The sequence below is a fragment of the Streptomyces acidiscabies genome (genome assembly GCF_020010905.1).
GTDB lineage: Bacteria > Actinomycetota > Actinomycetes > Streptomycetales > Streptomycetaceae > Streptomyces > Streptomyces acidiscabies.
Window position 1 is genome coordinate 3065574 of sequence record NZ_JAGJBY010000001.1, and the last position, 18408, is coordinate 3083981.

The 18408-nt window shown below is 69.0% G+C and carries 22 protein-coding genes; 15 read left to right on the top strand and 7 right to left on the bottom strand.

Going from position 1 to position 18408, the window contains the following annotated elements; all coding sequences use genetic code 11:
- Window positions 1–4: 4 nt before the first annotated feature.
- Window positions 5–799, bottom strand: coding sequence for an AAC(3) family N-acetyltransferase (locus J8M50_RS14295; protein ID WP_010352453.1), 795 nt, complete (start codon window positions 797–799; stop codon window positions 5–7).
- Window positions 800–960: 161 nt separating this feature from the next.
- On the opposite strand from J8M50_RS14295, the gene J8M50_RS14300 reads away from it, so the two are divergent.
- The 8 genes from J8M50_RS14300 to J8M50_RS14335 all read left to right on the top strand — a co-directional run bounded on the left by J8M50_RS14300 (window position 961) and on the right by J8M50_RS14335 (window position 7501).
- The gene (locus J8M50_RS14300) at window positions 961–1701 is read left to right on the top strand and encodes a helix-turn-helix transcriptional regulator (protein ID WP_010352452.1); all 741 of its coding nucleotides are present in this window, start codon (window positions 961–963) and stop codon (window positions 1699–1701) included.
- Window positions 1698–3113, top strand: coding sequence for a Fe-S cluster assembly protein SufB (gene sufB, locus J8M50_RS14305; RefSeq protein ID WP_010352451.1), 1416 nt, complete (start codon window positions 1698–1700; stop codon window positions 3111–3113). Before J8M50_RS14300 ends, sufB begins: the two co-directional genes overlap by 4 nt.
- A gap of 64 nt (window positions 3114–3177) precedes the next feature.
- On the top strand, window positions 3178–4359 hold the full coding sequence (gene sufD, locus J8M50_RS14310) for a Fe-S cluster assembly protein SufD (RefSeq protein WP_010352450.1): 1182 nt from the start codon (window positions 3178–3180) through the stop codon (window positions 4357–4359).
- Window positions 4359–4676: a non-heme iron oxygenase ferredoxin subunit gene (locus J8M50_RS14315; RefSeq protein WP_010352449.1), complete on the top strand. Its 318-nt coding sequence runs from the start codon at window positions 4359–4361 to the stop codon at window positions 4674–4676. Before sufD ends, J8M50_RS14315 begins: the two co-directional genes overlap by 1 nt.
- A gap of 7 nt (window positions 4677–4683) precedes the next feature.
- A complete protein-coding gene (sufC, locus tag J8M50_RS14320; RefSeq protein ID WP_010352448.1) occupies window positions 4684–5448 on the top strand; it encodes a Fe-S cluster assembly ATPase SufC in 765 nt (254 codons plus the stop codon).
- A complete protein-coding gene (locus tag J8M50_RS14325; protein WP_010352447.1) occupies window positions 5445–6701 on the top strand; it encodes a cysteine desulfurase in 1257 nt (418 codons plus the stop codon). The genes sufC and J8M50_RS14325 overlap by 4 nt, the downstream gene beginning before the upstream one ends.
- Window positions 6702–6710: 9 nt before the next feature.
- Window positions 6711–7172 carry a Fe-S cluster assembly sulfur transfer protein SufU gene (gene sufU / locus J8M50_RS14330; protein WP_010352446.1) on the top strand — a complete coding sequence of 154 codons (462 nt, stop codon included), beginning with the start codon at window positions 6711–6713 and terminating at the stop codon, window positions 7170–7172.
- Window positions 7169–7501, top strand: a complete 333-nt coding sequence (locus J8M50_RS14335) for a metal-sulfur cluster assembly factor (protein ID WP_010352445.1) — start codon at window positions 7169–7171, stop codon at window positions 7499–7501. Before sufU ends, J8M50_RS14335 begins: the two co-directional genes overlap by 4 nt.
- Before the next feature lie 103 nt (window positions 7502–7604).
- Here the strand turns inward: J8M50_RS14335 and J8M50_RS14340 are convergent, their stop codons facing one another.
- Entirely contained in the window at window positions 7605–8501 is an 897-nt protein-coding gene (locus J8M50_RS14340) for an AbfB domain-containing protein (protein ID WP_010352444.1), read from the bottom strand.
- 214 nt (window positions 8502–8715) lie between these two features.
- Between J8M50_RS14340 and J8M50_RS14345 the strand changes: the two genes are divergently transcribed.
- From J8M50_RS14345 to dapD, 3 genes are all read left to right on the top strand, one after another.
- The gene (locus J8M50_RS14345; protein ID WP_029183678.1) at window positions 8716–9036 is read left to right on the top strand and encodes a DMT family transporter; all 321 of its coding nucleotides are present in this window, start codon (window positions 8716–8718) and stop codon (window positions 9034–9036) included.
- On the top strand, window positions 9036–9575 hold the full coding sequence (locus J8M50_RS14350) for a TetR/AcrR family transcriptional regulator (RefSeq protein ID WP_010352442.1): 540 nt from the start codon (window positions 9036–9038) through the stop codon (window positions 9573–9575). The genes J8M50_RS14345 and J8M50_RS14350 overlap by 1 nt, the downstream gene beginning before the upstream one ends.
- A 379-nt stretch (window positions 9576–9954) precedes the next feature.
- On the top strand, window positions 9955–10944 hold the full coding sequence (gene dapD, locus J8M50_RS14355) for a 2,3,4,5-tetrahydropyridine-2,6-dicarboxylate N-succinyltransferase (protein WP_029183677.1): 990 nt from the start codon (window positions 9955–9957) through the stop codon (window positions 10942–10944).
- Between the two features lie 54 nt (window positions 10945–10998).
- On the opposite strand, the gene J8M50_RS14360 is transcribed toward dapD, so the two are convergent.
- Both J8M50_RS14360 and dapA read right to left on the bottom strand, forming a co-directional pair.
- Window positions 10999–11505, bottom strand: coding sequence for an HAD domain-containing protein (locus tag J8M50_RS14360; RefSeq protein ID WP_010352440.1), 507 nt, complete (start codon window positions 11503–11505; stop codon window positions 10999–11001).
- Between the two features lie 38 nt (window positions 11506–11543).
- Complete coding sequence (gene dapA / locus J8M50_RS14365; RefSeq protein WP_010352439.1) at window positions 11544–12419, bottom strand: 4-hydroxy-tetrahydrodipicolinate synthase; 876 nt, start codon at window positions 12417–12419, stop codon at window positions 11544–11546.
- 163 nt (window positions 12420–12582) lie between these two features.
- Between dapA and J8M50_RS49085 the strand changes: the two genes are divergently transcribed.
- The 4 genes from J8M50_RS49085 to J8M50_RS14380 all read left to right on the top strand — a co-directional run bounded on the left by J8M50_RS49085 (window position 12583) and on the right by J8M50_RS14380 (window position 14815).
- Window positions 12583–12708, top strand: a complete 126-nt coding sequence (locus J8M50_RS49085) for a hypothetical protein (protein WP_256725292.1) — start codon at window positions 12583–12585, stop codon at window positions 12706–12708.
- Window positions 12705–13361 (top strand): hypothetical protein, encoded by a 657-nt coding sequence (locus tag J8M50_RS14370; protein WP_010352438.1) that lies wholly within the window; start codon window positions 12705–12707, stop codon window positions 13359–13361. The genes J8M50_RS49085 and J8M50_RS14370 overlap by 4 nt, the downstream gene beginning before the upstream one ends.
- 93 nt (window positions 13362–13454) lie before the next feature.
- The gene (locus J8M50_RS14375; protein ID WP_010352437.1) at window positions 13455–14069 is read left to right on the top strand and encodes an ArsR/SmtB family transcription factor; all 615 of its coding nucleotides are present in this window, start codon (window positions 13455–13457) and stop codon (window positions 14067–14069) included.
- An 11-nt stretch (window positions 14070–14080) separates the two neighbouring features.
- The gene (locus J8M50_RS14380) at window positions 14081–14815 is read left to right on the top strand and encodes an SRPBCC family protein (protein WP_010352436.1); all 735 of its coding nucleotides are present in this window, start codon (window positions 14081–14083) and stop codon (window positions 14813–14815) included.
- A gap of 3 nt (window positions 14816–14818) precedes the next feature.
- On the opposite strand, the gene J8M50_RS14385 is transcribed toward J8M50_RS14380, so the two are convergent.
- The 3 genes from J8M50_RS14385 to J8M50_RS49685 are packed head-to-tail and all read right to left on the bottom strand — an operon-like array spanning window position 14819 to window position 17981.
- Window positions 14819–15781, bottom strand: coding sequence for a toll/interleukin-1 receptor domain-containing protein (locus tag J8M50_RS14385; protein WP_029183676.1), 963 nt, complete (start codon window positions 15779–15781; stop codon window positions 14819–14821).
- Window positions 15778–16842 (bottom strand): hypothetical protein, encoded by a 1065-nt coding sequence (locus J8M50_RS14390; protein WP_029183675.1) that lies wholly within the window; start codon window positions 16840–16842, stop codon window positions 15778–15780. Before J8M50_RS14390 ends, J8M50_RS14385 begins: the two co-directional genes overlap by 4 nt.
- Window positions 16839–17981 (bottom strand): toll/interleukin-1 receptor domain-containing protein, encoded by a 1143-nt coding sequence (locus J8M50_RS49685; protein ID WP_010352435.1) that lies wholly within the window; start codon window positions 17979–17981, stop codon window positions 16839–16841. The genes J8M50_RS14390 and J8M50_RS49685 overlap by 4 nt, the downstream gene beginning before the upstream one ends.
- Between the last annotated feature and the right edge of the window lie 427 nt (window positions 17982–18408).

Below are 18408 nucleotides of genomic sequence, written 5' to 3' on the forward strand. Positions count from 1 at the left end.
GGGGTCACGGGATCTCGTACGGCCGATGGATCGGCAGCCAGCGTTCCGCGTACGCCACCGCGTCCCGGACCGGGAACAGCCGGGTGTCCGCCGCGCCCACCTTGCCCCGTACCACCGGGCGGTCGCGCTCGTAGTCGTGGCCGAGTTCCTCGAAGCCCTCGTCGGAGAGGTCGACGTCGGTGACCGTGCGCCAGCCGTCCGGGGTGGGGAGGCCGTAGGTGGTGACGGGGCCGGGGACGCGGTACTCGGCGAAGTGGAAGGTGGTGCAGTTGTCGTAGCCGACGCCGAGGAGGAGGACGCGGGCGTCCAGCTCCGCCAGGCGGGCCAGGGGGCTGTGCTCGCCGAGCTGGCAGTCGGTGGCGTGGTTCGCGGTGATCTTCGCGGCGTCCGGGCCGAGCGCCGCGAACGAGGTCGTGGGGTGGGCGCTGCGCAGGGCGCCGGGCCAGCGGCGGAGCGTCTCGGGGATGACGCCCATGCCCCGGGTGAGGGTGAGCGCGGGGTCGTAGAGGGGCATGGTCGCGCGGATCTCCGCCCACCAGGACTCGGGGACCGGGGGGTCCTCCCACTGGGCCGGGTCGGAGATGTCGCCGGACTGGGTGGGGACGGTGAGCGTGCCGGTGGGGCCGAGGGCGTCCAGGAGGGCCTGGATCACGGCTACCGCGCCGCCGTTGACCCAGCCCAGGGCGGAGAGGGAGGAGTGGACGAGGAGATTTTCGCCCGGTTTCACACCCAGCGTGCGGAGGTCGTCCGCGAGGGTCTTCCGGGTGACGAGTGGGCCGGTGGGAAGGGGTGTGGGCATGGTCGGGAGTGTCCCGCAGGGCCGGGCCCGGGTCCACCGGTTTGATCGGGCGGAAGATCGTTTCCGCAGGTCAGATTAGGTATGCCTAAGTGACGCAGGGCACCGCGGGGCGGAGCGGGCGCGGCTTGCCCGACCCTGGGGAATTACGCAACAATGGCGTTGTGAAAAACGTCGGTGAGGCACCGCAGGAGGAGCTCGCGACCGGGGAGCGGTCCACCCGCAACCGCGTCGCCCGCTCGATCCTGGACCACGGCCCCTCCACCGTCGCCGAACTCGCCGCCCGCCTGGGCCTGACCCAGGCGGCCGTCCGCCGTCATCTGGACGCGCTGGTCGCCGACACCGTCGTGGAGGCCCGTGAGCAGCGGGTCTACGGCGCCCGCACCCGCGGCCGTCCCGCGAAGGTGTTCGTCCTGACCGACTGTGGCCGGGACGCCTTCGACCAGTCCTACGACAAGCTGGCCGCCGAGGCGCTGCGCTGGATCGCCGAGCGCGAGGGCGGCGAGGACGCGGTCACCGCGTTCGCCCGCGCCCGCGTCGCCGCGCAGGCGCCCGCGTACCGCCGGGCCCTCGCCGGGGTCCCGCCCGAGAAACGTACGGAAGCCCTGGCCAAGGCCCTCTCGGTGGACGGGTACGCTGCTACGGCCCGGAGCGCGCCCGTGGGAGAGCAGCTCTGCCAGCACCACTGCCCCGTGGCGCACGTCGCGGAGCAGTTCCCGCAGCTCTGCGAGGCGGAGACGGAGTTCTTCGCCGAGCTGCTCGGCACCCACGTCCAGCGCCTCGCCACCATCGCCCACGGCGACGGCGTGTGCACGACGTTCATCCCGAAGGCCTCGGCGGGCCCGAAGGACCCCCAGATTTCCCACACCGCATCAGCAAGCACGGCCGGGAGGAACCCAGCATGACCACGGAGACTGCCCACCCCGAACTAGAGGGTCTTGGCAAGTACGAGTACGGCTGGGCCGACTCCGACGAGGCCGGTGCCGCTGCCAAGCGAGGACTGAACGAGGACGTCGTCAAGGACATTTCGGGCAAGAAGTCCGAGCCCGAGTGGATGATGAAGCTGCGCCTCAAGGGCCTGCGCCTCTTCGAGAAGAAGCCCATGCCGAACTGGGGCTCCGACCTCTCCGGCATCGACTTCGACAACATCAAGTACTTCGTGCGCTCCACGGAGAAGCAGGCGGAGTCCTGGGAGGACCTGCCCGAGGACATCAAGAACACGTACGACAAGCTCGGCATCCCGGAGGCGGAGAAGCAGCGCCTCGTCGCCGGTGTCGCGGCCCAGTACGAGTCCGAGGTCGTCTACCACCAGATCCGCGAGGACCTGGAGGAGCAGGGCGTCATCTTCCTCGACACGGACACCGCGCTGAAGGAGCACCCGGAGCTCTTCAAGGAGTACTTCGGGACGGTCATCCCGGTCGGCGACAACAAGTTCGCCTCCCTCAACACGGCCGTGTGGTCCGGCGGTTCCTTCATCTACGTCCCCCCGGGCGTGCACGTCGAGATCCCGCTCCAGGCCTACTTCCGGATCAACACCGAGAACATGGGCCAGTTCGAGCGGACCCTGATCATCGTCGACGAGGGTGCCTACGTGCACTACGTCGAGGGCTGTACGGCGCCGATCTACAAGTCGGACTCCCTGCACAGCGCGGTCGTCGAGATCATCGTCAAGAAGAACGCGCGCTGCCGGTACACGACCATCCAGAACTGGTCGAACAACGTCTACAACCTGGTCACCAAGCGCGCCGTCGCCTACGAGGGCGCGACCATGGAGTGGGTCGACGGCAACATCGGCTCCAAGGTGACGATGAAGTACCCGGCCGTCTACCTGATGGGCGAGCACGCCAAGGGCGAGACCCTCTCCATCGCCTTCGCGGGCGAGGGCCAGCACCAGGACGCCGGCTCCAAGATGGTCCACATGGCGCCGAACACCTCCTCCAACATCGTCTCCAAGTCGGTGGCGCGCGGCGGCGGCCGTACCTCCTACCGCGGTCTCGTCGAGATCGGCGAGGGCGCCCACGGCTCCAAGTCCAACGTGCTGTGCGACGCGCTGCTCGTCGACACCATCTCCCGCTCCGACACGTACCCCTACGTGGACGTCCGCGAGGACGACGTGTCCATGGGCCACGAGGCGACCGTCTCCAAGGTCAGTGACGACCAGCTCTTCTACCTGATGAGCCGGGGCATGACCGAGTTCGAGGCGATGGCGATGATCGTGCGCGGCTTCGTCGAGCCGATCGCGAAGGAGCTGCCGATGGAGTACGCGCTGGAGCTGAACCGGCTGATCGAGCTCCAGATGGAAGGCGCGGTCGGCTGACCGTGGCCCCTCGGGTCGCCCTCGCAAGTCATACAAGCGTAAGAAAGTGAGCACTACGACAGCCATGGCTGAGGCTCAGAACTCCCCGGTGGGGTCCACCACCGCCGGCGCCATCGCGGTGGCCGCCGAGTCCACCGTCGCCACCCGCATGAGCGCGCCCCCGTCCTACGACGTGGCGGACTTTCCCGTCCCCCATGGCCGCGAGGAGGAGTGGCGGTTCACCCCGCTGGAGCGCCTGCGCGGGCTGCACGACGGCACCGCCGTCGCCACCGGCGAGGGTGTCACGGTGGCCGTCGAGGCACCCGAGGGCGTCACCGTCGAGCTGGCCGGCCGCGACGACGCCCGGCTCGGCCGGACGGGCGCCCCCGTCGACCGGGTCGCCGCTCAGGCGTACTCCGCGTTCGAGCGGGCGGGCGTGATCACCGTCCCCAAGGAGACGGTCCTCACCGAGCCGATCCGCATCGCCGTGCACGGCGAGGGCGGCACCTCCTTCGGCCACCAGGTCATCGAGCTCGGAGCCTTCGCCGAGGCCGTCGTCGTCATCGACCACACCGGTGACGCGGTCGTCGCGGCCAACGTCGAGTACGTCCTCGGCGACGGCGCCAAGCTCACCGTCGTCTCCGTCCAGGACTGGGACGACAAGGCCGTCCACGTCGCCCAGCACAGCGCGCTGATCGGCCGCGACGCCAGCTTCAAGTCGGTCGTCGTCACCTTCGGCGGCGACGTCGTACGGCTGCACCCGCGCGTCTCCTACGCCGCGACCGGCGGCGAGGCCGAGCTGTTCGGGCTGTACTTCACCGACGCCGGGCAGCACCAGGAGCACCGCCTCCTGGTCGACCACAACACCCCGCACTGCAAGTCGAACGTCGTCTACAAGGGCGCGCTCCAGGGCGAGGGCGCCCACGCGGTGTGGATCGGCGACGTGCTCATCGAGGCCAAGGCCGAGGGCACGGACACGTACGAGATGAACCGCAACCTCGTCCTCACCGACGGCGCGCGCGTCGACTCCGTACCGAACCTGGAGATCGAGACCGGCGAGATCGTCGGTGCCGGGCACGCCTCCGCGACCGGCCGGTTCGACGACGAGCAGCTCTTCTACCTGATGGCGCGCGGCATCCCGGCCGACGAGGCCCGCCGGCTCGTCGTGCGCGGCTTCTTCGCGGAGCTGGTCCAGCAGATCGGTGTCCCGGACATCGAGGAGCGCCTGCTCGTGAAGATCGACGCGGAGCTGGGGGCGTCCGTCTGATGGCCTTCGTACGCGCCTGTGGGCTGAGCGAGCTGGCGGAGGACACCCCGAAGCGGGTGGAACTCGACGGCACGCCGGTCTCGGTCGTGCAGACCGAGGGGGAGGTGTTCGCGATCCACGACATCTGCTCGCACGCGAACGTCTCGCTCTCCGAGGGCGAGGTGGAGGACTGTCAGATCGAGTGCTGGCTGCACGGCTCCGCCTTCGACCTCCGCACCGGCAAGCCGTCCGGCCTCCCCGCGACGCGCCCCGTACCCGTATACCCCGTAAAGATCGAAGGGGACGATGTGCTCGTCTCCCTCAACCAGGAGTCCTGAGGCACCTATGGCAACGCTTGAAATCCGCGACTTGCACGTCACCGTCGAGGCCGACAACGCCACGAAGGAGATCCTCAAGGGCGTCGACCTGACCGTGAAGCAGGGCGAGACGCACGCCATCATGGGCCCCAACGGCTCCGGCAAGTCCACGCTCGCGTACTCCCTCGCCGGTCACCCGAAGTACACGATCACCGGCGGCACGGTTCTGCTGGACGGCGAGGACGTCCTGGAGATGTCTGTCGACGAGCGTGCCCGCGCGGGCCTGTTCCTCGCGATGCAGTACCCGGTCGAGGTTCCGGGTGTTTCTGTCAGTAATTTTTTGAGGACCTCCGCCACCGCCATCCGCGGTGAGGCCCCCAAGCTGCGTACCTGGGTGAAGGAGGTCAAGGAGGCCATGGAGAAGCTCTCCATGGACCCCACCTTCGCCGAGCGCAACGTCAACGAGGGCTTCTCCGGCGGTGAGAAGAAGCGCCACGAGATCCTTCAGCTCGAACTGCTCAAGCCGAAGATCGCGATCCTCGACGAGACGGACTCCGGCCTCGACGTCGACGCCCTGCGCGTCGTCTCCGAGGGCGTCAACCGCGTCCGCGAGAGCGGCGAGGTCGGCACGCTGCTGATCACGCACTACACGCGCATCCTGCGCTACATCAAGCCCGACCACGTCCACGTCTTCGCGAACGGCCGGATCGTCGAGTCGGGCGGCCCCGAGCTGGCCGACAAGCTGGAGGCCGAGGGCTACGAGGCTTACACGAAGGGCGGCGCATCAGAGTGACGCAGTTGCCGGGCCTCCTCGACATTGAGGCGATCCGCAAGGACTTCCCCATCCTGGACCGCCAGGTCCACGACGGTCAGAAGCTCGTGTACCTGGACAACGCGGCGACCTCTCAGAAGCCGCGCCAGGTGCTGGACGCCCTCGCCGAGTACTACGAGCGCCACAACGCCAACGTCCACCGCGGTGTGCACGTGCTCGCGGAGGAGGCCACGGCGCTGTACGAGGGCGCGCGCGACAAGGTCGCCGCCTTCATCAACGCGCCCTCGCGGGACGAGGTGATCTTCACGAAGAACGCCTCCGAGTCGCTGAACCTCGTCGCGAACATGCTGGGCTGGGCCGACGAGCCGTACCGCGTGGACTCCGAGACCGAGATCGTCATCACGGAGATGGAGCACCACTCCAACATCGTGCCGTGGCAGCTGCTGTCGCAGCGGACGGGCGCGAAGCTGAAGTGGTTCGGCCTCACGGACGACGGCCGGCTGGACCTGTCGAACATAGAGGAGATCATCACCGAGAAGACGAAGATCGTCTCCTTCGTGCTGGTCTCCAACATCCTCGGCACGGTCAACCCCGTCGAGGCCATCGTGCGCCGGGCGCAGGAGGTCGGTGCGCTGGTCTGCATCGACGCCTCGCAGGCCGCGCCGCACATGCCGCTGGACGTGCAGGCGCTCCAGGCGGACTTCGTGGCCTTCACGGGTCACAAGATGTGCGGGCCGACCGGGATCGGTGTGCTGTGGGGGCGGCAGGAACTCCTTGAGGATCTGCCGCCGTTCCTCGGTGGTGGCGAGATGATCGAGACCGTGTCGATGCACTCGTCGACGTACGCTCCCGCTCCGCACAAGTTCGAGGCGGGGACGCCGCCGATCGCGCAGGCGGTCGGTCTGGGTGCGGCGATCGACTATCTGAGCGCGATCGGCATGGACAAGATCCTGGCGCACGAGCACGCGCTGACGGAGTACGCGGTCCAGCGGTTGTTGGCGGTGCCTGATCTGCGGATCATCGGGCCGTCCACTGCCGAGGACCGGGGCGCCGCGATCTCGTTCACGCTCGGTGACATCCACCCGCACGACGTGGGGCAGGTGCTGGACGAGCAGGGGATCGCCGTACGTGTCGGTCATCACTGTGCCCGGCCCGTCTGCCTGCGGTACGGAATTCCTGCGACCACGCGAGCGTCGTTCTATCTGTACTCCACGCCGGCGGAGATCGACGCTCTGGTCGACGGGCTGGAGCACGTACGGAACTTCTTCGGCTGAGGGGCTGTCGTGAAGCTGGATTCGATGTACCAGGAAGTCATCCTGGACCACTACAAGCACCCGCACGGGCGTGGTCTGAGGGACGGCGACGCCGAGGTGCACCACGTGAACCCGACGTGCGGCGACGAGATCACGCTCCGCGTGAAGTACGACGGTACGACGATCGAGGACGTGTCGTACGAGGGCCAGGGCTGCTCCATCAGCCAGGCCAGCGCCTCCGTCCTGAACGAACTCCTCGTCGGCAAGGACCTCGCCGACGCGCAGAAGATCCAGGAGACCTTCCTGGAGCTGATGCAGTCCAAGGGCCGGATCGAGCCCGACGACGCTATGGAGGAGGTCCTGGAGGACGCCGTCGCGTTCGCCGGGGTCTCCAAGTACCCGGCGCGCGTCAAGTGCGCCCTGCTGAGCTGGATGGCCTGGAAGGACGCGACGGCCCAGGCTTTCGCGGAGAGGGAGGCGAAGAGCGTATGAGCGAGACCATCGAGATGAAGCCGGCGTCGGAGGACGAAGTCCGCGAGGCGCTGTACGACGTCGTCGACCCGGAACTGGGCATCGACGTCGTCAACCTCGGCCTGATCTACGGCATCCACATCGACGACGCGAACATCGCGACGATCGACATGACCCTGACGTCGGCGGCCTGTCCGCTGACCGATGTCATCGAGGACCAGGCCAAGTCGGCCACTGACGGGCTGGTCAACGAGTTGCGCATCAACTGGGTGTGGATGCCGCCGTGGGGGCCGGACAAGATCACGGATGACGGGCGGGACCAGTTGAGGGCGTTGGGGTTCAACGTCTGAGGGTGCTTGTCCTTTGTGCCTTTGTGCCTTTGTGCATGACGGAGGGCGAGGTCTTTACGGACCTCGCCCTCCGTTGTTGTGTGCGCTGTTGTGCGCGGTGCGATTATCCGAGCGGCGTTGTCACCCGGAACGAGAAGTCCTGGCGCATCGTCGTGTTGTAGCCGTACGGGTCCAGGCGGAGCTGGAAGTTCTTGTGGCGCAGGACGTAGTTGGGGTAGTTCACGGACCGCAGCATCACGGCGTCCGAGTAGGGGGAGGGGGAGGAGCAGAAGGTCGCGTCCTGGGAGAACAGGCGGGAGCCGTCGTTGCGTTCGGCCCGCAGGACGAAGTTGCGGTGGCGCAGGTAATTGCCGTCGTGCGTCTTGAAGGTGAAGCAGGAGTTGTCGGCGAGGCCGGGGACGACCGTGAAGGTGGAGTCCTCGCGGGACTCCGAGCCGCCCGGCACGTCGAGCTTCACGAGACCGTTGCTGACGTGCCAGTAGCGGTCGGGGTAGTTGACGGCGCTGAGCGAACGGTCGTACGGGTTGGTCGCGGGCTGCGCCGGGGGCTTGTTCGGGGCCGGCTTGGCCGGGGTGGGGGACGGGACGGGCTTGGTGCCGCCGGTCCCCTTGTCGCCGGCGCCCTTGCCGTCGCCGTCCGCCGGGGACGGGGAGGCCGAGGGGTCGGCGGACGGGGAGGGGGAGCCCGAGGGGGTGGTGCCGCCCGCGGTCTCCTCCTTGCCCTTGCCGCCGGAGGCCGAGGCGCCCGGCGTCGGGGTGGCGAACGAGATCAGGCCGGGGCCGGTCTCCTTGGCCGACTTCGTGTCGGCCTGCTTCGCCTCGTCGGACTTGACCGACTTCTGGTCCATGACGGTGATCGCCGTGACGCAGGCCGTCACCGTGGCCAGCGCGAGGGCACCGGCCAGCCACAGACGTCGGGTGCCGGGGGCCCGCGAGATGTCCGGGGCCCAGCCGTTCTCCCACGAATTCTCTTGAGAGGGCCGGGACTTCTTGAATGGCATGCGCTGATCCTCCAGCGGCGCCCATGGCGGGGCCGCGAATGCGGGGGCCCGGTGTGTGAACGGTGAAACACTAGTGGACCCTGTGACTGGGGAGTACCGGTTTGGGTGATCGCGTTCGATAACGCTTTCTCAACTGCCGTTCACAGGGCGGGTCATCGGGCGTCGCGAGTGTGTATGTGTACGGGTGTACCTATCGATGTGTACGCTCGTACGCATGGGATATCTGATGCTCGCCGGCGCCATCCTCGCCGAGGTGATCGCCACCAGCGCGATGAAGTACAGCGACGGTTTCAGCAAGTTGTGGCCGTCCCTGCTGACCGGGCTCGGCTATGTCGTGTCGTTCGCGCTGCTCGCGCAGACGTTGCGGAGCGTGTCCATCGGGACGGCGTACGCGATCTGGGCGGGCGTCGGTACGGCGACCATCGCGGTGATCGGCGTCGTGCTGTTCGGGGACGGGGTCGGGGGCGCGAAGATCGCCGGGATTCTGTTGATCGTGGCGGGAGTTGTGGTGCTCAACCTCGGTGGGGCGCACTGATGGGGCGGCGGTACGACCCCGAGCGGCGGCAGCGGATCATCGACGCGGCGCTGCGTGTCGTACGGCAGAAGGGGCTGGACGGGCTGAGCCACCGGACCGTCGCGGCCGAGGCGGATGTGCCGCTCGGGTCGACGACGTATCACTTCGCCACGCTGGACGAGCTGATGGTCGCCGCGCTTCGGCAGGCCAACGAGCGGTTCGGTGAAATGCTCGCAGGTGAGGTCGAGTTGTGGGAGTCGGGGAGTGATCTCGCGGGCGGGCTCGCTCGGTTGCTGGGGGAGTGGCTGCAAGGGGATCTGGGGCGGGTGGAGTTGGAGTACGAGCTGTATCTCGCGGCTTTGCGGCGGCCTGCGTTGAAGGTGGTGGCGGGGGAATGGGCGGAGTCTGCGGGGGAGTTGCTGGCGCGGAGGACGGATGAGGTGACGGCTCGGGGGGTGGTGGCGTTGGTGGACGGGATCTGTTTGCAGGTGTTGTTGACGGGGGTGGGGTATGACGAGGGGGCGGCTCGGGAGGTGTTGGGGAGGGTGATTGGGGGGTGAGGGGGTGTGCGTGCGGGGTGGCTGTGGCGTGGCGTGGGGCGCGGGGGGTTTGGGGGTGGGTCGGGGGTGCCGGGGGTGCGGCGAGCCCGTCGCGGGTGGTGTTGGGCGGTGGGGTGGACCGAGCTGTGGGCTGTGGTCTTCGTAAGCGACGGCTGCGCCGCACCCCGGCACCCCGCTTCCCGCCGTTTGCGGCTCTCCTGCCGTGCGGGGCAGGCCGGGGCGGGCTCGCCGTTCGGGGGTCTCCCGCCGTGCCGGGGGCTGTCAGGGGTGCTCGGCTGAGGCGCCTCGTACCATTCTTGTCGCTGTGCTGGTCGTTCGTACCCTGAGACGGCCGGTGGCTGGTTCGCTTCTGTGGGGGTTCGCCGGTTAGGTTTCCCTCATGAGTGACACGACTGCACCTGGTACCGGCGGCGCGGTGGCCGCGGGTCTTGCCACCATCGCCGCTGATGGGACCGTACTCGACACGTGGTTCCCCGCCCCCGCCCTCGACGCCGGGCCCGGGCCCTCGGGGAGTGAGCGGTTGTCGGCCGAGAAGGCGGTCGAGCTGCTCGGGGAGGGTGCGGCGAAGGCGATCGGGGTCGACGCGCGCCGGGGTGTCGAGGTGGTTGCGGTTCGTACGGTTATTTCTTCGCTGGCCGAGAAGCCTGTGGACGTGCATGATGCGTATCTGCGGTTGCACCTGCTCTCCCACCGGCTTGTGAAGCCGCACGGGGTGAGTCTCGACGGGATCTTCGGGTTCCTCGCGAACGTGGCGTGGACCTCGCTGGGGCCGGTCGCCGTGGACGACGTCGAGAAGGTGCGGCTGAACGCGCGCGCCGAGGGGCTCCACCTTCAGGTGACGTCCATCGACAAGTTCCCCCGCATGACCGACTACGTCGCCCCCAAGGGCGTCCGCATCGCCGACGCCGACCGCGTCCGCCTCGGTGCGCACCTCGCCGAGGGTACGACCGTCATGCACGAGGGCTTCGTCAACTTCAACGCGGGGACGCTCGGGACGTCCATGGTGGAGGGGCGTATCTCCGCCGGGGTCGTCGTCGGGGACGGGTCCGACATCGGGGGCGGGGCGTCCACGATGGGCACGCTGTCCGGGGGCGGGAACGTCCGCATCACGATCGGCGAGCGGTGCCTGATCGGGGCCGAGGCCGGGGTGGGTATCGCGCTGGGCGACGAATGCGTGGTCGAGGCGGGTCTGTACGTCACCGCCGGCACTCGCGTCACGATGCCGGACGGCCAGATCGTGAAGGCCCGTGAGCTGTCGGGTGCGTCGAACATCCTCTTCCGCCGCAACTCCGTGACCGGGACGGTCGAGGCTCGGCCGAACAACGCGGTGTGGGGCGGCCTGAACGAGATCCTGCACAGCCACAACTGACCGACGCTGCCTGCTGGTTCGCTGAGCGCTCTTCCCCGGCCAGGGGGAGGGCGCTCACGCGTTGGCGGCGGCCCACTCCTCCAACACCCTGAAGTCGCCTTCCCTCAGGCCCAGTCGGGGGTTCACGTGGTGGAGGAGGGCTGGGGCGGGGTGGTGGGCCGTGACGTACTCCGTGTCCGCCGGGGACTGCTCGTCGTCCACCCAGGCGAAGGGGCGGCCTGCGGCGTACGTCAGCAAGTGGGGTGTTTTCCAGTGGAGTTCGTCGGGGCGGAGGGCGAGGAGGTCGGGGCCGAAGTCGACGTAGGGGAGGGGCGGGAGGTTCACGGTCGGGGCTATCCAGGTGTTCGCCAAGGACATCCACGTCGTTGCCCAGACCAGGTCGTAGGGGAGGGCCAGGAGGGAAGGGCCGTGGGTGGGGTTGAGCCAGACCCGGAGGGGGCGGGGGTGGGAGGGGACTGCGGCGCGGATGGTCGTGTAGCCCTCGGGGCGGCGTTCCGGTTGGGCCGCGTAGGGGTTCAACGGGCCGTCCACGTCCAGGAAGAGGAGGGGGCGGGGTGGCATGGTGCTCACGGTAGAGGGGTGCCGTCTTTTCGGTCAGTTCATCGGCATTCCTCGTACGCCGCGCGCAGCGCCCTCCTCGTCTCAGCGTCCGCGTTCAGGAGTGGGCGTCGTACCGGGCCCGAGGGGAGGCCCAGGTCGGTGAGGAGGGCCTTGGCGGTTACTGTGCCGGGGAGGTCGGAGGCCATCATCAACTCCGTTAGGGGGATGAGGCGTTGTTGGGCCTTTGCCGCTGCTGAGGTGTTGCCTGCGTCGAACAGGTCCAGGATGCTGCGGACTTGGCGGGCTGCGGCGTTCGCGATCGTGCTGACGTAGCCCGTGCCGCCTACGGCGTACAGGGCGAGGTTGTGTTCGTCGCAGCCTGCGTAGTACGCCAAGTCTGTGCGGGAGATGAGCTTTTGGGCGGCCAGGAAGTCGTAGGAGCAGTCCTTGACCGCGATGATGCGGGGGTGTTCGGACAGGCGGAGGAGGGTGGGGGGTTCGAGGCGGGTGGCTGTGCGGGAGGGGATGTCGTAGAGCATGACCGGGAGTTCGCTGAGGTCGGCGATCTCGCGGAGGTGGGATTCGATGGCGGCTTGAGGTGGGCGGCTGTAGTACGGCGGCGCCAGGAGGATGCCGGTTGCTCCGGACTTGGCCGCGTCCAGGGTGAGTTGGGCCGTGTGGTGGGTGTCCGCGGTGCCGACTCCCGTGAGGATGGGGGTGGTTGGGCCCACGGCTTCCCGTACCGCTCGTACCAGCGCTGACTTCTCCGCGTCCGTCGTCGTGGGGGATTCGCCGGTCGTGCCGGAGAGGACCAGGCCGTCGCAGCCTTCGTCGATCAGGTGGGCGGCCAGGCGTTGCGCGCCGTCCAGGTCGAGGGCACCGGTCTCGGTGAAGGGGGTGATCATCGCGCAGAGGGCGCGGCCGAAGGTGGTCATGGGAGTAGTGTCGGCGGGGTGATGGTGTAGCCCTACTTAAATCTGCTACCCGGTATTGATTAGCAGTGCTTCCTCGAAGGTGATCCGCCCAGCTGAGGCCCTGTGTCCAAACCCCCGCCCGTCCGTCACCATGGCCGAGGGAAACCGCCACAGGGGAGGCAGTATGAGGCTCGGCAGGGCAGTCGCCACCGGCGTCGCGGAAGAGTGCGACGACATCGTCGAGGACGAGGTCGAACTCGTCGACGAGCAGCAGGAGTTGGCCGTCGAAGAGGTGCCGGTCGGTCGATGAGGCTGCGGCTGCCGGAGGAACGTCCGGATCGGCCGCCGACCGGATACAAGATCGCTCGCCCGGTGCTGGCGTACGACGGCACCCGGGCCGGGTTCACGGGCGTGTCGCTGGGCGGCGCGCTGCCGTACGGGGTGGTCGCGGAGGCGTCGTGCGTGTACGGGCTGCGGCACCGGGCGCCGCAGCGGCGGTGCGACTGCGGATTCCACTGCGTGCACGAGCGGGGTACGGCCGAGGGGCTGCTCTGCGTCGCCGAGAACCGTGACGCGGTGCTGCTGGACGTGACCGTCCTCGGCGCCTACATCCGCTTCGAGCTGGGATTCCGGTACGCGAGACAGCGTGTCCGCGTGATGACCGTCGGGCCCTGCGCCTGTGGCGCCCCCGCCGCCGCGCTCGCCGACGCCGGGTGGGGCCGCCCGGGATGGCTCGGGCTCGCCGCGTCCTGCGCGGGCTGCGTACAGGGCCGTACCGCCGTCTCCCTCGCCTCGTTCGCGCGGCTGGCAGGCGAGGGGCTGCGGGTCGTCGCGCGGGAGGGGGCGGTGTCCGCGCGGTTCGGGGTGCCCGAACTCACCGCGGAGGCCGCGCTGTTGCAGGCGCGGCTGGACTGGTTCCAGAGCCAGTTGTCGAGGCTGGGGGAGGACGGGGAGAAGGCGTAAGGCGGAGCCCCCACGAGGGGTGTCGAGTCATGCCCGCTCACCGACAACTCTTCTCGCCTGGACAAAAAAAGTTTTCGGTGAGACGGTGGAGCCATGCTGGACGTCACCGTGATCGAGAACCCTGAGGCGGCAGCCGCGACGCTGGACCCGATAAGGGCGCGGCTGCTCGCGGAGCTGGCCGCCGGACCCGCGTCCGCCGCGATGCTGGCCGGGCGGGTCGGGCTGCCCCGGCAGAAGGTGAACTATCACCTCAAGGCGCTGGAGAAGCACGGCCTGGTCGAGCTGGCCGGGGAGCGGCGCAAGGGGAACGTCACCGAGCGGCTGATGCGGGCCACCGCCGCGTCGTACGTCATCTCGCCGCTGGCCCTCGCGGAGGTGCAGCCGGATCCCGACAGGTTCCGTGACCAGCTCTCCGCGCGCTGGCTGCTGGCGCTGGGCGCACGGCTCGTACGGGACGTCGGATCGCTGATCACCGGCGCGGCCAAAGCCCGTCAGGGGCTGGCGACCTACGCGCTGGACGGCGAGGTGCGGTTCGCGTCCGCCGCCGAACGGGCCGCGTTCGTCCAGGAGTTGACGGCCGGGGTGAGCGCGCTGATCCGCAAGTACGACGCGCCGGACGCGGCGGGCGGGCGCGATCACCGGATCGTGCTCGGGCTGCATCCGACGCTCAAAGAGACGCCGTCCCGTACCGAACTGACCGAGAACTGAGGAGAGTCGCCATGTCCAAGGGCACGGAGAAGGAATTCGAGATCGTCCGCGAGTTCGAGGTGGACGCGACGCCGGAGCAGGTGTGGGAGGCGGTGACGCAGAACTCCGGGGCGTATCTGTGGCCCATGGAGGCGCCCGAGCCCCGCGTCGGGGGGAGCGGGCCGTTCGGGTCGACCGTCACGGCGTGGGAACCGCCGTACCGGTACACGAACGTGAGCGAGGACGTGGGCATGGCCGTCCAGTCCCGGAATCAGCTCGACTACACCGTCGAGTCCCGGGACGAGGGGCGGCGGGCGTGGGTGCGGTACGTGCACAGCGGGATCTTCGTCGACGACTGGGAGAACCAGTACGACGGGGCCGGGCGGCACACGGACTTCTATCTGCACACGCTGCGGGAGTACTTGGCGCACTTCGCTCCGCGGGCGGTGGCGTTCTCCTCTGCGGAGGGGTCGGCTGCTTCTGCCACGCCGGACGCTCTTGCCCTGGTGGCGCGGGAGTTGGGGGTCGGAGAGGTCGTCGGGGAGCGGGTCACCGTGCGCGGGCCGCGGGAGTTCGAGGCCGTACTCGACTATCGGACGCCGGAGTTCATCGGGTTGCGGACCGAGCAGGCGCTTGTTCGGGTGTTCGGGCGTGGGAGGTGGGGGGCGCCGGTGGGGATCAGCGTGCATGACTTCGGGGAGGGTGCGGATCCCAAGGCTGCGGAGGCGGGTTGGCAGGGGTGGCTGGACGGGGTGTTCGGGGAGTAGGGGTTACGGCTTCTTGTTCCGTGCGGCCAGGTCGACGAGGCGGCGTACTTCGCGGGTCGCCTCGTGGTCGCCCAGTTCCTCCAGGGCTTCGGCGAGGGCCAGGAGGACGTCCGGGGTCTCTCGCGGCAAGGCGAAGTTGATCAGTGCGATCACGCGGTTCCGCAGGGTGCCGGCGTCCGTGCCGGGGGCCAACTGGACCGGGGCGATGAGGAGTCGGACGGACTCCAGCCAGAGGTCGTAGGTCTCGCGGGTGCCGGAGATGGGGGAGCGGACGAAGGCGTCGATGAGGTCGACTTTCCTGAACGTCTCGACCGGGGTGGCCTGCGCTGTCTTCAACTCCGGTTCCGCCTGCATTATTTGCGCCGCCTCCGCCTCCTCTTCCCCCTCCGGTGCCGCCAACCCGAACGCCGGTGGGTAGCTTGCCGCCAACTCGCCGTCCATCTCCGGCAGTTCGGTCGACGCCTCCTTCACCATGTGGTCCGTCAGGCCGATCACGAACTTCTCGTACCCTTGAGGGTCCTCCCGCATCAGGTCGACCAGGCACCGGTCCGTGTACGCCGCGCCGAGCGTCGCCATCCGGAGCTGCAAGTCGGCTGCCTCCGCAGGGAGTTCGCGGCTGACCCCGGTCCAGAAGAGGGGCAGGAGGGCCACCGGCTCCGCCGGCTCCGCGAGCCGTACGCGTTCCTGCATCACCGCCCACTCCCGCGCACACCAAGAGCTCGCGAGGTAGTCGTCCGTCAGCAGGACGACCAGGAATCTGGTCCGCCCCAGCGCCGTACCGATCTTCCGGCGCCAGCCCTGACCGAGCCGTACGGCACCGGTGTTGAGGAAGCCCTCGTTCGGGGCCGAGCGCCCGCGTTTGATCTCCACCTCCCGCTGGAGCCGGGCGTGGAACCGCTCCACCAGGTCGCTGTCGGCACGGCGTTCGGCGTAGCTGGTGAAGAAGAACGGCGGTCGGCCGGTCATGGATCCTCCCCGAAGTCGTGGGGCCGTCCGGCGTCAGCCGTGGCCGTTCGTCCGGCAGTTGCCTTGTCCACCAGGCGGCGTACGACACGTGTCGCCTCGTGGTCGTCCTGTTCCTCCATGGCGTTCGCGAGGGCGGTGAGGATCGGCACCGAAGTGGCGGCCTCGTTGACGATGGCGATGACGCGGTTGCGGGCCGAGCCGCCGTCGATCAGCGGGGCGAACAGGACCGGTTTCAGGGCGAGTCGGATGGACTGGACCCACAGGTCGAAGGTCTCGCGCGTGCCGTTGACGGGGGAGCGGACGATGGCCTCGATGAGGGTGCGCTTGTCGGTCGAGCCGAGGAGGCTGCCGGAGCCGGGGATCGGGGTGCCGTGCGGCGGGGTACTGGGCCCGAACCGGTCCATGTACCCCTCGTACCCGGACTGGCGGACGATCTCGGCGGCCGTCAGGAGCGTGCCGGGGTGCCCCTTGGCGCGGCGCGCGAGGCGTTCGGCCTGTTCGCCGGTGAGGCTCTCGGCCTGTTGGAGGAGAAGTGCTTCGGCGATCGTCGGACTGAGTCCGCCGAGTGCGAGGCAGTTCTCCCCCCAGGTGAGACCTTTCGTGCGGGAGATGACGAGGCGGTGGCCGGCGCCGGGGACGAAGTGCTCGTAGATGCGGTCGGGGTCGGAGACGTTGTCGTACACGAACAGCCACCTGCTGTCGGGTCTGGGCTTCGGCGGCCCGCCCAGGGTCTGTGCGCAGAGTTCGAGCAGCTCCTGTTCCTGCGTCTCGATCAGGGTGAGCAGCCGGTCGTCGTCGGTCTCGTCGGAGCACTTGAACCACCAGACCACGTCGTAGCGCAGGGTGAACCGCCAGCAATAGGCGATCGCCATCTGGGTCTTGCCGAACCCGTGCCCCGACTCGGCGTCGTGCAGCAGGACATGGCCGTACTGCCGGAAGAGCTTGGTGAGCCGGGCGATCTGCTCGTCGCGGCCGTTGAACGGCAGCCCCTGCTCAGGGATGTTGGATATCGGCGGCGGTTCCGTCGGCGAGCGGCCCGAACGCGGCGGGGGGAAGGTCACCGCGCATCCCCCTCGCGCTGACCCGGTACGGTCGGACCTGCGTCCCCGACCATGTCGCGCAGGCGCTGGGCCTGTCCCTCGTCCGAGCCGGTGAGCTGGGCGACCTGAACGCCCCGGCGCACGAGCAACGGCCTTGGCTCGGTGTCGATCTGAACGGGGATCAGATCCGCCGCGTCCGGCCCGATGAACACCTCCTCCCACTGGTAGGGGTCGGGTGCTCCGGCGGTGAAGTAGCTGCGCGAGAACACCACGACGACCCGCGAACTCTCCGCCCGCGCCCGCGCGACCGCTTCCGACAGCGGCTCCAACTCCGTTCTCCAGCGCACCTGGTGGACGGTGGCCGTGCCGGGGTCCTCCTCCAGGACCTCCTGTATCCAGTCGGCCCACGGCTGGTCGGCGCCGACGTAACTGATGGCGACGGAGCGGAGCCGGGCGCTTCCCCGGTGGCCCACGTCGGAGTAGCGCAGATAGCCGCCGTTCCCGGAGCCGTGGGTCACCAGGTCGCCACCCGGGACGGTCCGGCTGACGCGCTCGGGTGCGGGGGTCGTGCCGAACGCCGGTGTGACCGTGCGGAGTTCGTCGCCCTCCAGGGGGGCGAGGCGGAAATCCTGCGCCTTCGCGATCCGGCGCGCGAGCAGGCCCAGGAGAGCGACGTACAGGTCGGCCGCCTCGGGGAGCTGGGACTGCATCAGGCCCGACAGCCCTTTGTTCTCGTACAGTTGACCGGCCGCGGAACCCGCGCCGTCCAGTTCGGCGAGGAACGACCAGGGGGCCGGGATGCCCTCGGGAGGTTCGTACGGGGTTTCCGGATTCCACACGAGGGGGATCACGCAGTCGGCGAGCGGCTGGTCCGTGAGGAACTCCTGGCTGCGGACGCGGCGTTGGAACACCGACCACTCCAGGCCGCAGTCACGGTCCTGGAAGTAGTGCCGGGAGTACAGCGCGACCAGCACGCCGACCCGCGTGACCCCGCGCTCCAGCACCGGTCCCGAGCCTGTCTGCGGTCCGAGTACACCGGCCACCCACAGGCCCTCCTGGGCCTTGAGCCGGTACTCCAGATCGGCGTGGAAGCGGCTGAGCGACGGCCAGCCGTCGGCCTGTGTGCAGCTGGTGTAGAAGTAGTTGACGGATCGATCCACGCGCCCCTCGCAGACTGCCGCCGGGTGGCCGGCAGGGCGTTGCTCTCACCGGCTTGGACCTGTGCTTCGCAACGTCTGGCTCCGGGTCGGTCCGGGACCCCCGCTCCTTGAGGATAGGCTTCCTTGACCGCCCTGGGTACAGTGAAGAGTGCCTGACGGGCGCACACGTCAGGCGTACGGGCACACGTCAGGCGTACGGGGTGATATTCGCCGACGTCTCACGAGTCCCGGACTGTAGCAGGGTCCTGGGCCGGTCCCGGCGCGAGCGCGGGGCTCGGGGGGAATGGAGTCTGGCGTGAAGAGGACCGAGCGCGAGAGTGAAGGCAGGCGGGAACGGGGAGAGTTAGCCGACCTGGTCCGGGCGGCGTCCGGGGATCAGCTGTACGGCTTACCGCGTTCCGCGATCATCGAGGCACTCCTACGCCGG

Bases quoted from the DNA above. Each gene is read 5' to 3' on its own strand.
- J8M50_RS14295 (WP_010352453.1), bottom strand. From the start codon at position 799: ATGCCCACACCCCTTCCCACCGGCCCACTCGTCACCCGGAAGACCCTC.
- sufB (WP_010352451.1), top strand. From the start codon at position 1,698: ATGACCACGGAGACTGCCCACCCCGAACTAGAGGGTCTTGGCAAGTAC.
- sufD (WP_010352450.1), top strand. From the start codon at position 3,178: ATGGCTGAGGCTCAGAACTCCCCGGTGGGGTCCACCACCGCCGGCGCC.
- J8M50_RS14315 (WP_010352449.1), top strand. From the start codon at position 4,359: ATGGCCTTCGTACGCGCCTGTGGGCTGAGCGAGCTGGCGGAGGACACC.
- sufC (WP_010352448.1), top strand. From the start codon at position 4,684: ATGGCAACGCTTGAAATCCGCGACTTGCACGTCACCGTCGAGGCCGAC.
- J8M50_RS14335 (WP_010352445.1), top strand. From the start codon at position 7,169: ATGAGCGAGACCATCGAGATGAAGCCGGCGTCGGAGGACGAAGTCCGC.
- J8M50_RS14340 (WP_010352444.1), bottom strand. From the start codon at position 8,501: ATGCCATTCAAGAAGTCCCGGCCCTCTCAAGAGAATTCGTGGGAGAAC.
- J8M50_RS14345 (WP_029183678.1), top strand. From the start codon at position 8,716: ATGGGATATCTGATGCTCGCCGGCGCCATCCTCGCCGAGGTGATCGCC.
- J8M50_RS14350 (WP_010352442.1), top strand. From the start codon at position 9,036: ATGGGGCGGCGGTACGACCCCGAGCGGCGGCAGCGGATCATCGACGCG.
- dapD (WP_029183677.1), top strand. From the start codon at position 9,955: ATGAGTGACACGACTGCACCTGGTACCGGCGGCGCGGTGGCCGCGGGT.
- J8M50_RS14360 (WP_010352440.1), bottom strand. From the start codon at position 11,505: ATGCCACCCCGCCCCCTCCTCTTCCTGGACGTGGACGGCCCGTTGAAC.
- dapA (WP_010352439.1), bottom strand. From the start codon at position 12,419: ATGACCACCTTCGGCCGCGCCCTCTGCGCGATGATCACCCCCTTCACC.
- J8M50_RS49085 (WP_256725292.1), top strand. From the start codon at position 12,583: ATGAGGCTCGGCAGGGCAGTCGCCACCGGCGTCGCGGAAGAGTGCGAC.
- J8M50_RS14370 (WP_010352438.1), top strand. From the start codon at position 12,705: ATGAGGCTGCGGCTGCCGGAGGAACGTCCGGATCGGCCGCCGACCGGA.
- J8M50_RS14375 (WP_010352437.1), top strand. From the start codon at position 13,455: ATGCTGGACGTCACCGTGATCGAGAACCCTGAGGCGGCAGCCGCGACG.
- J8M50_RS14380 (WP_010352436.1), top strand. From the start codon at position 14,081: ATGTCCAAGGGCACGGAGAAGGAATTCGAGATCGTCCGCGAGTTCGAG.
- J8M50_RS14385 (WP_029183676.1), bottom strand. From the start codon at position 15,781: ATGACCGGCCGACCGCCGTTCTTCTTCACCAGCTACGCCGAACGCCGT.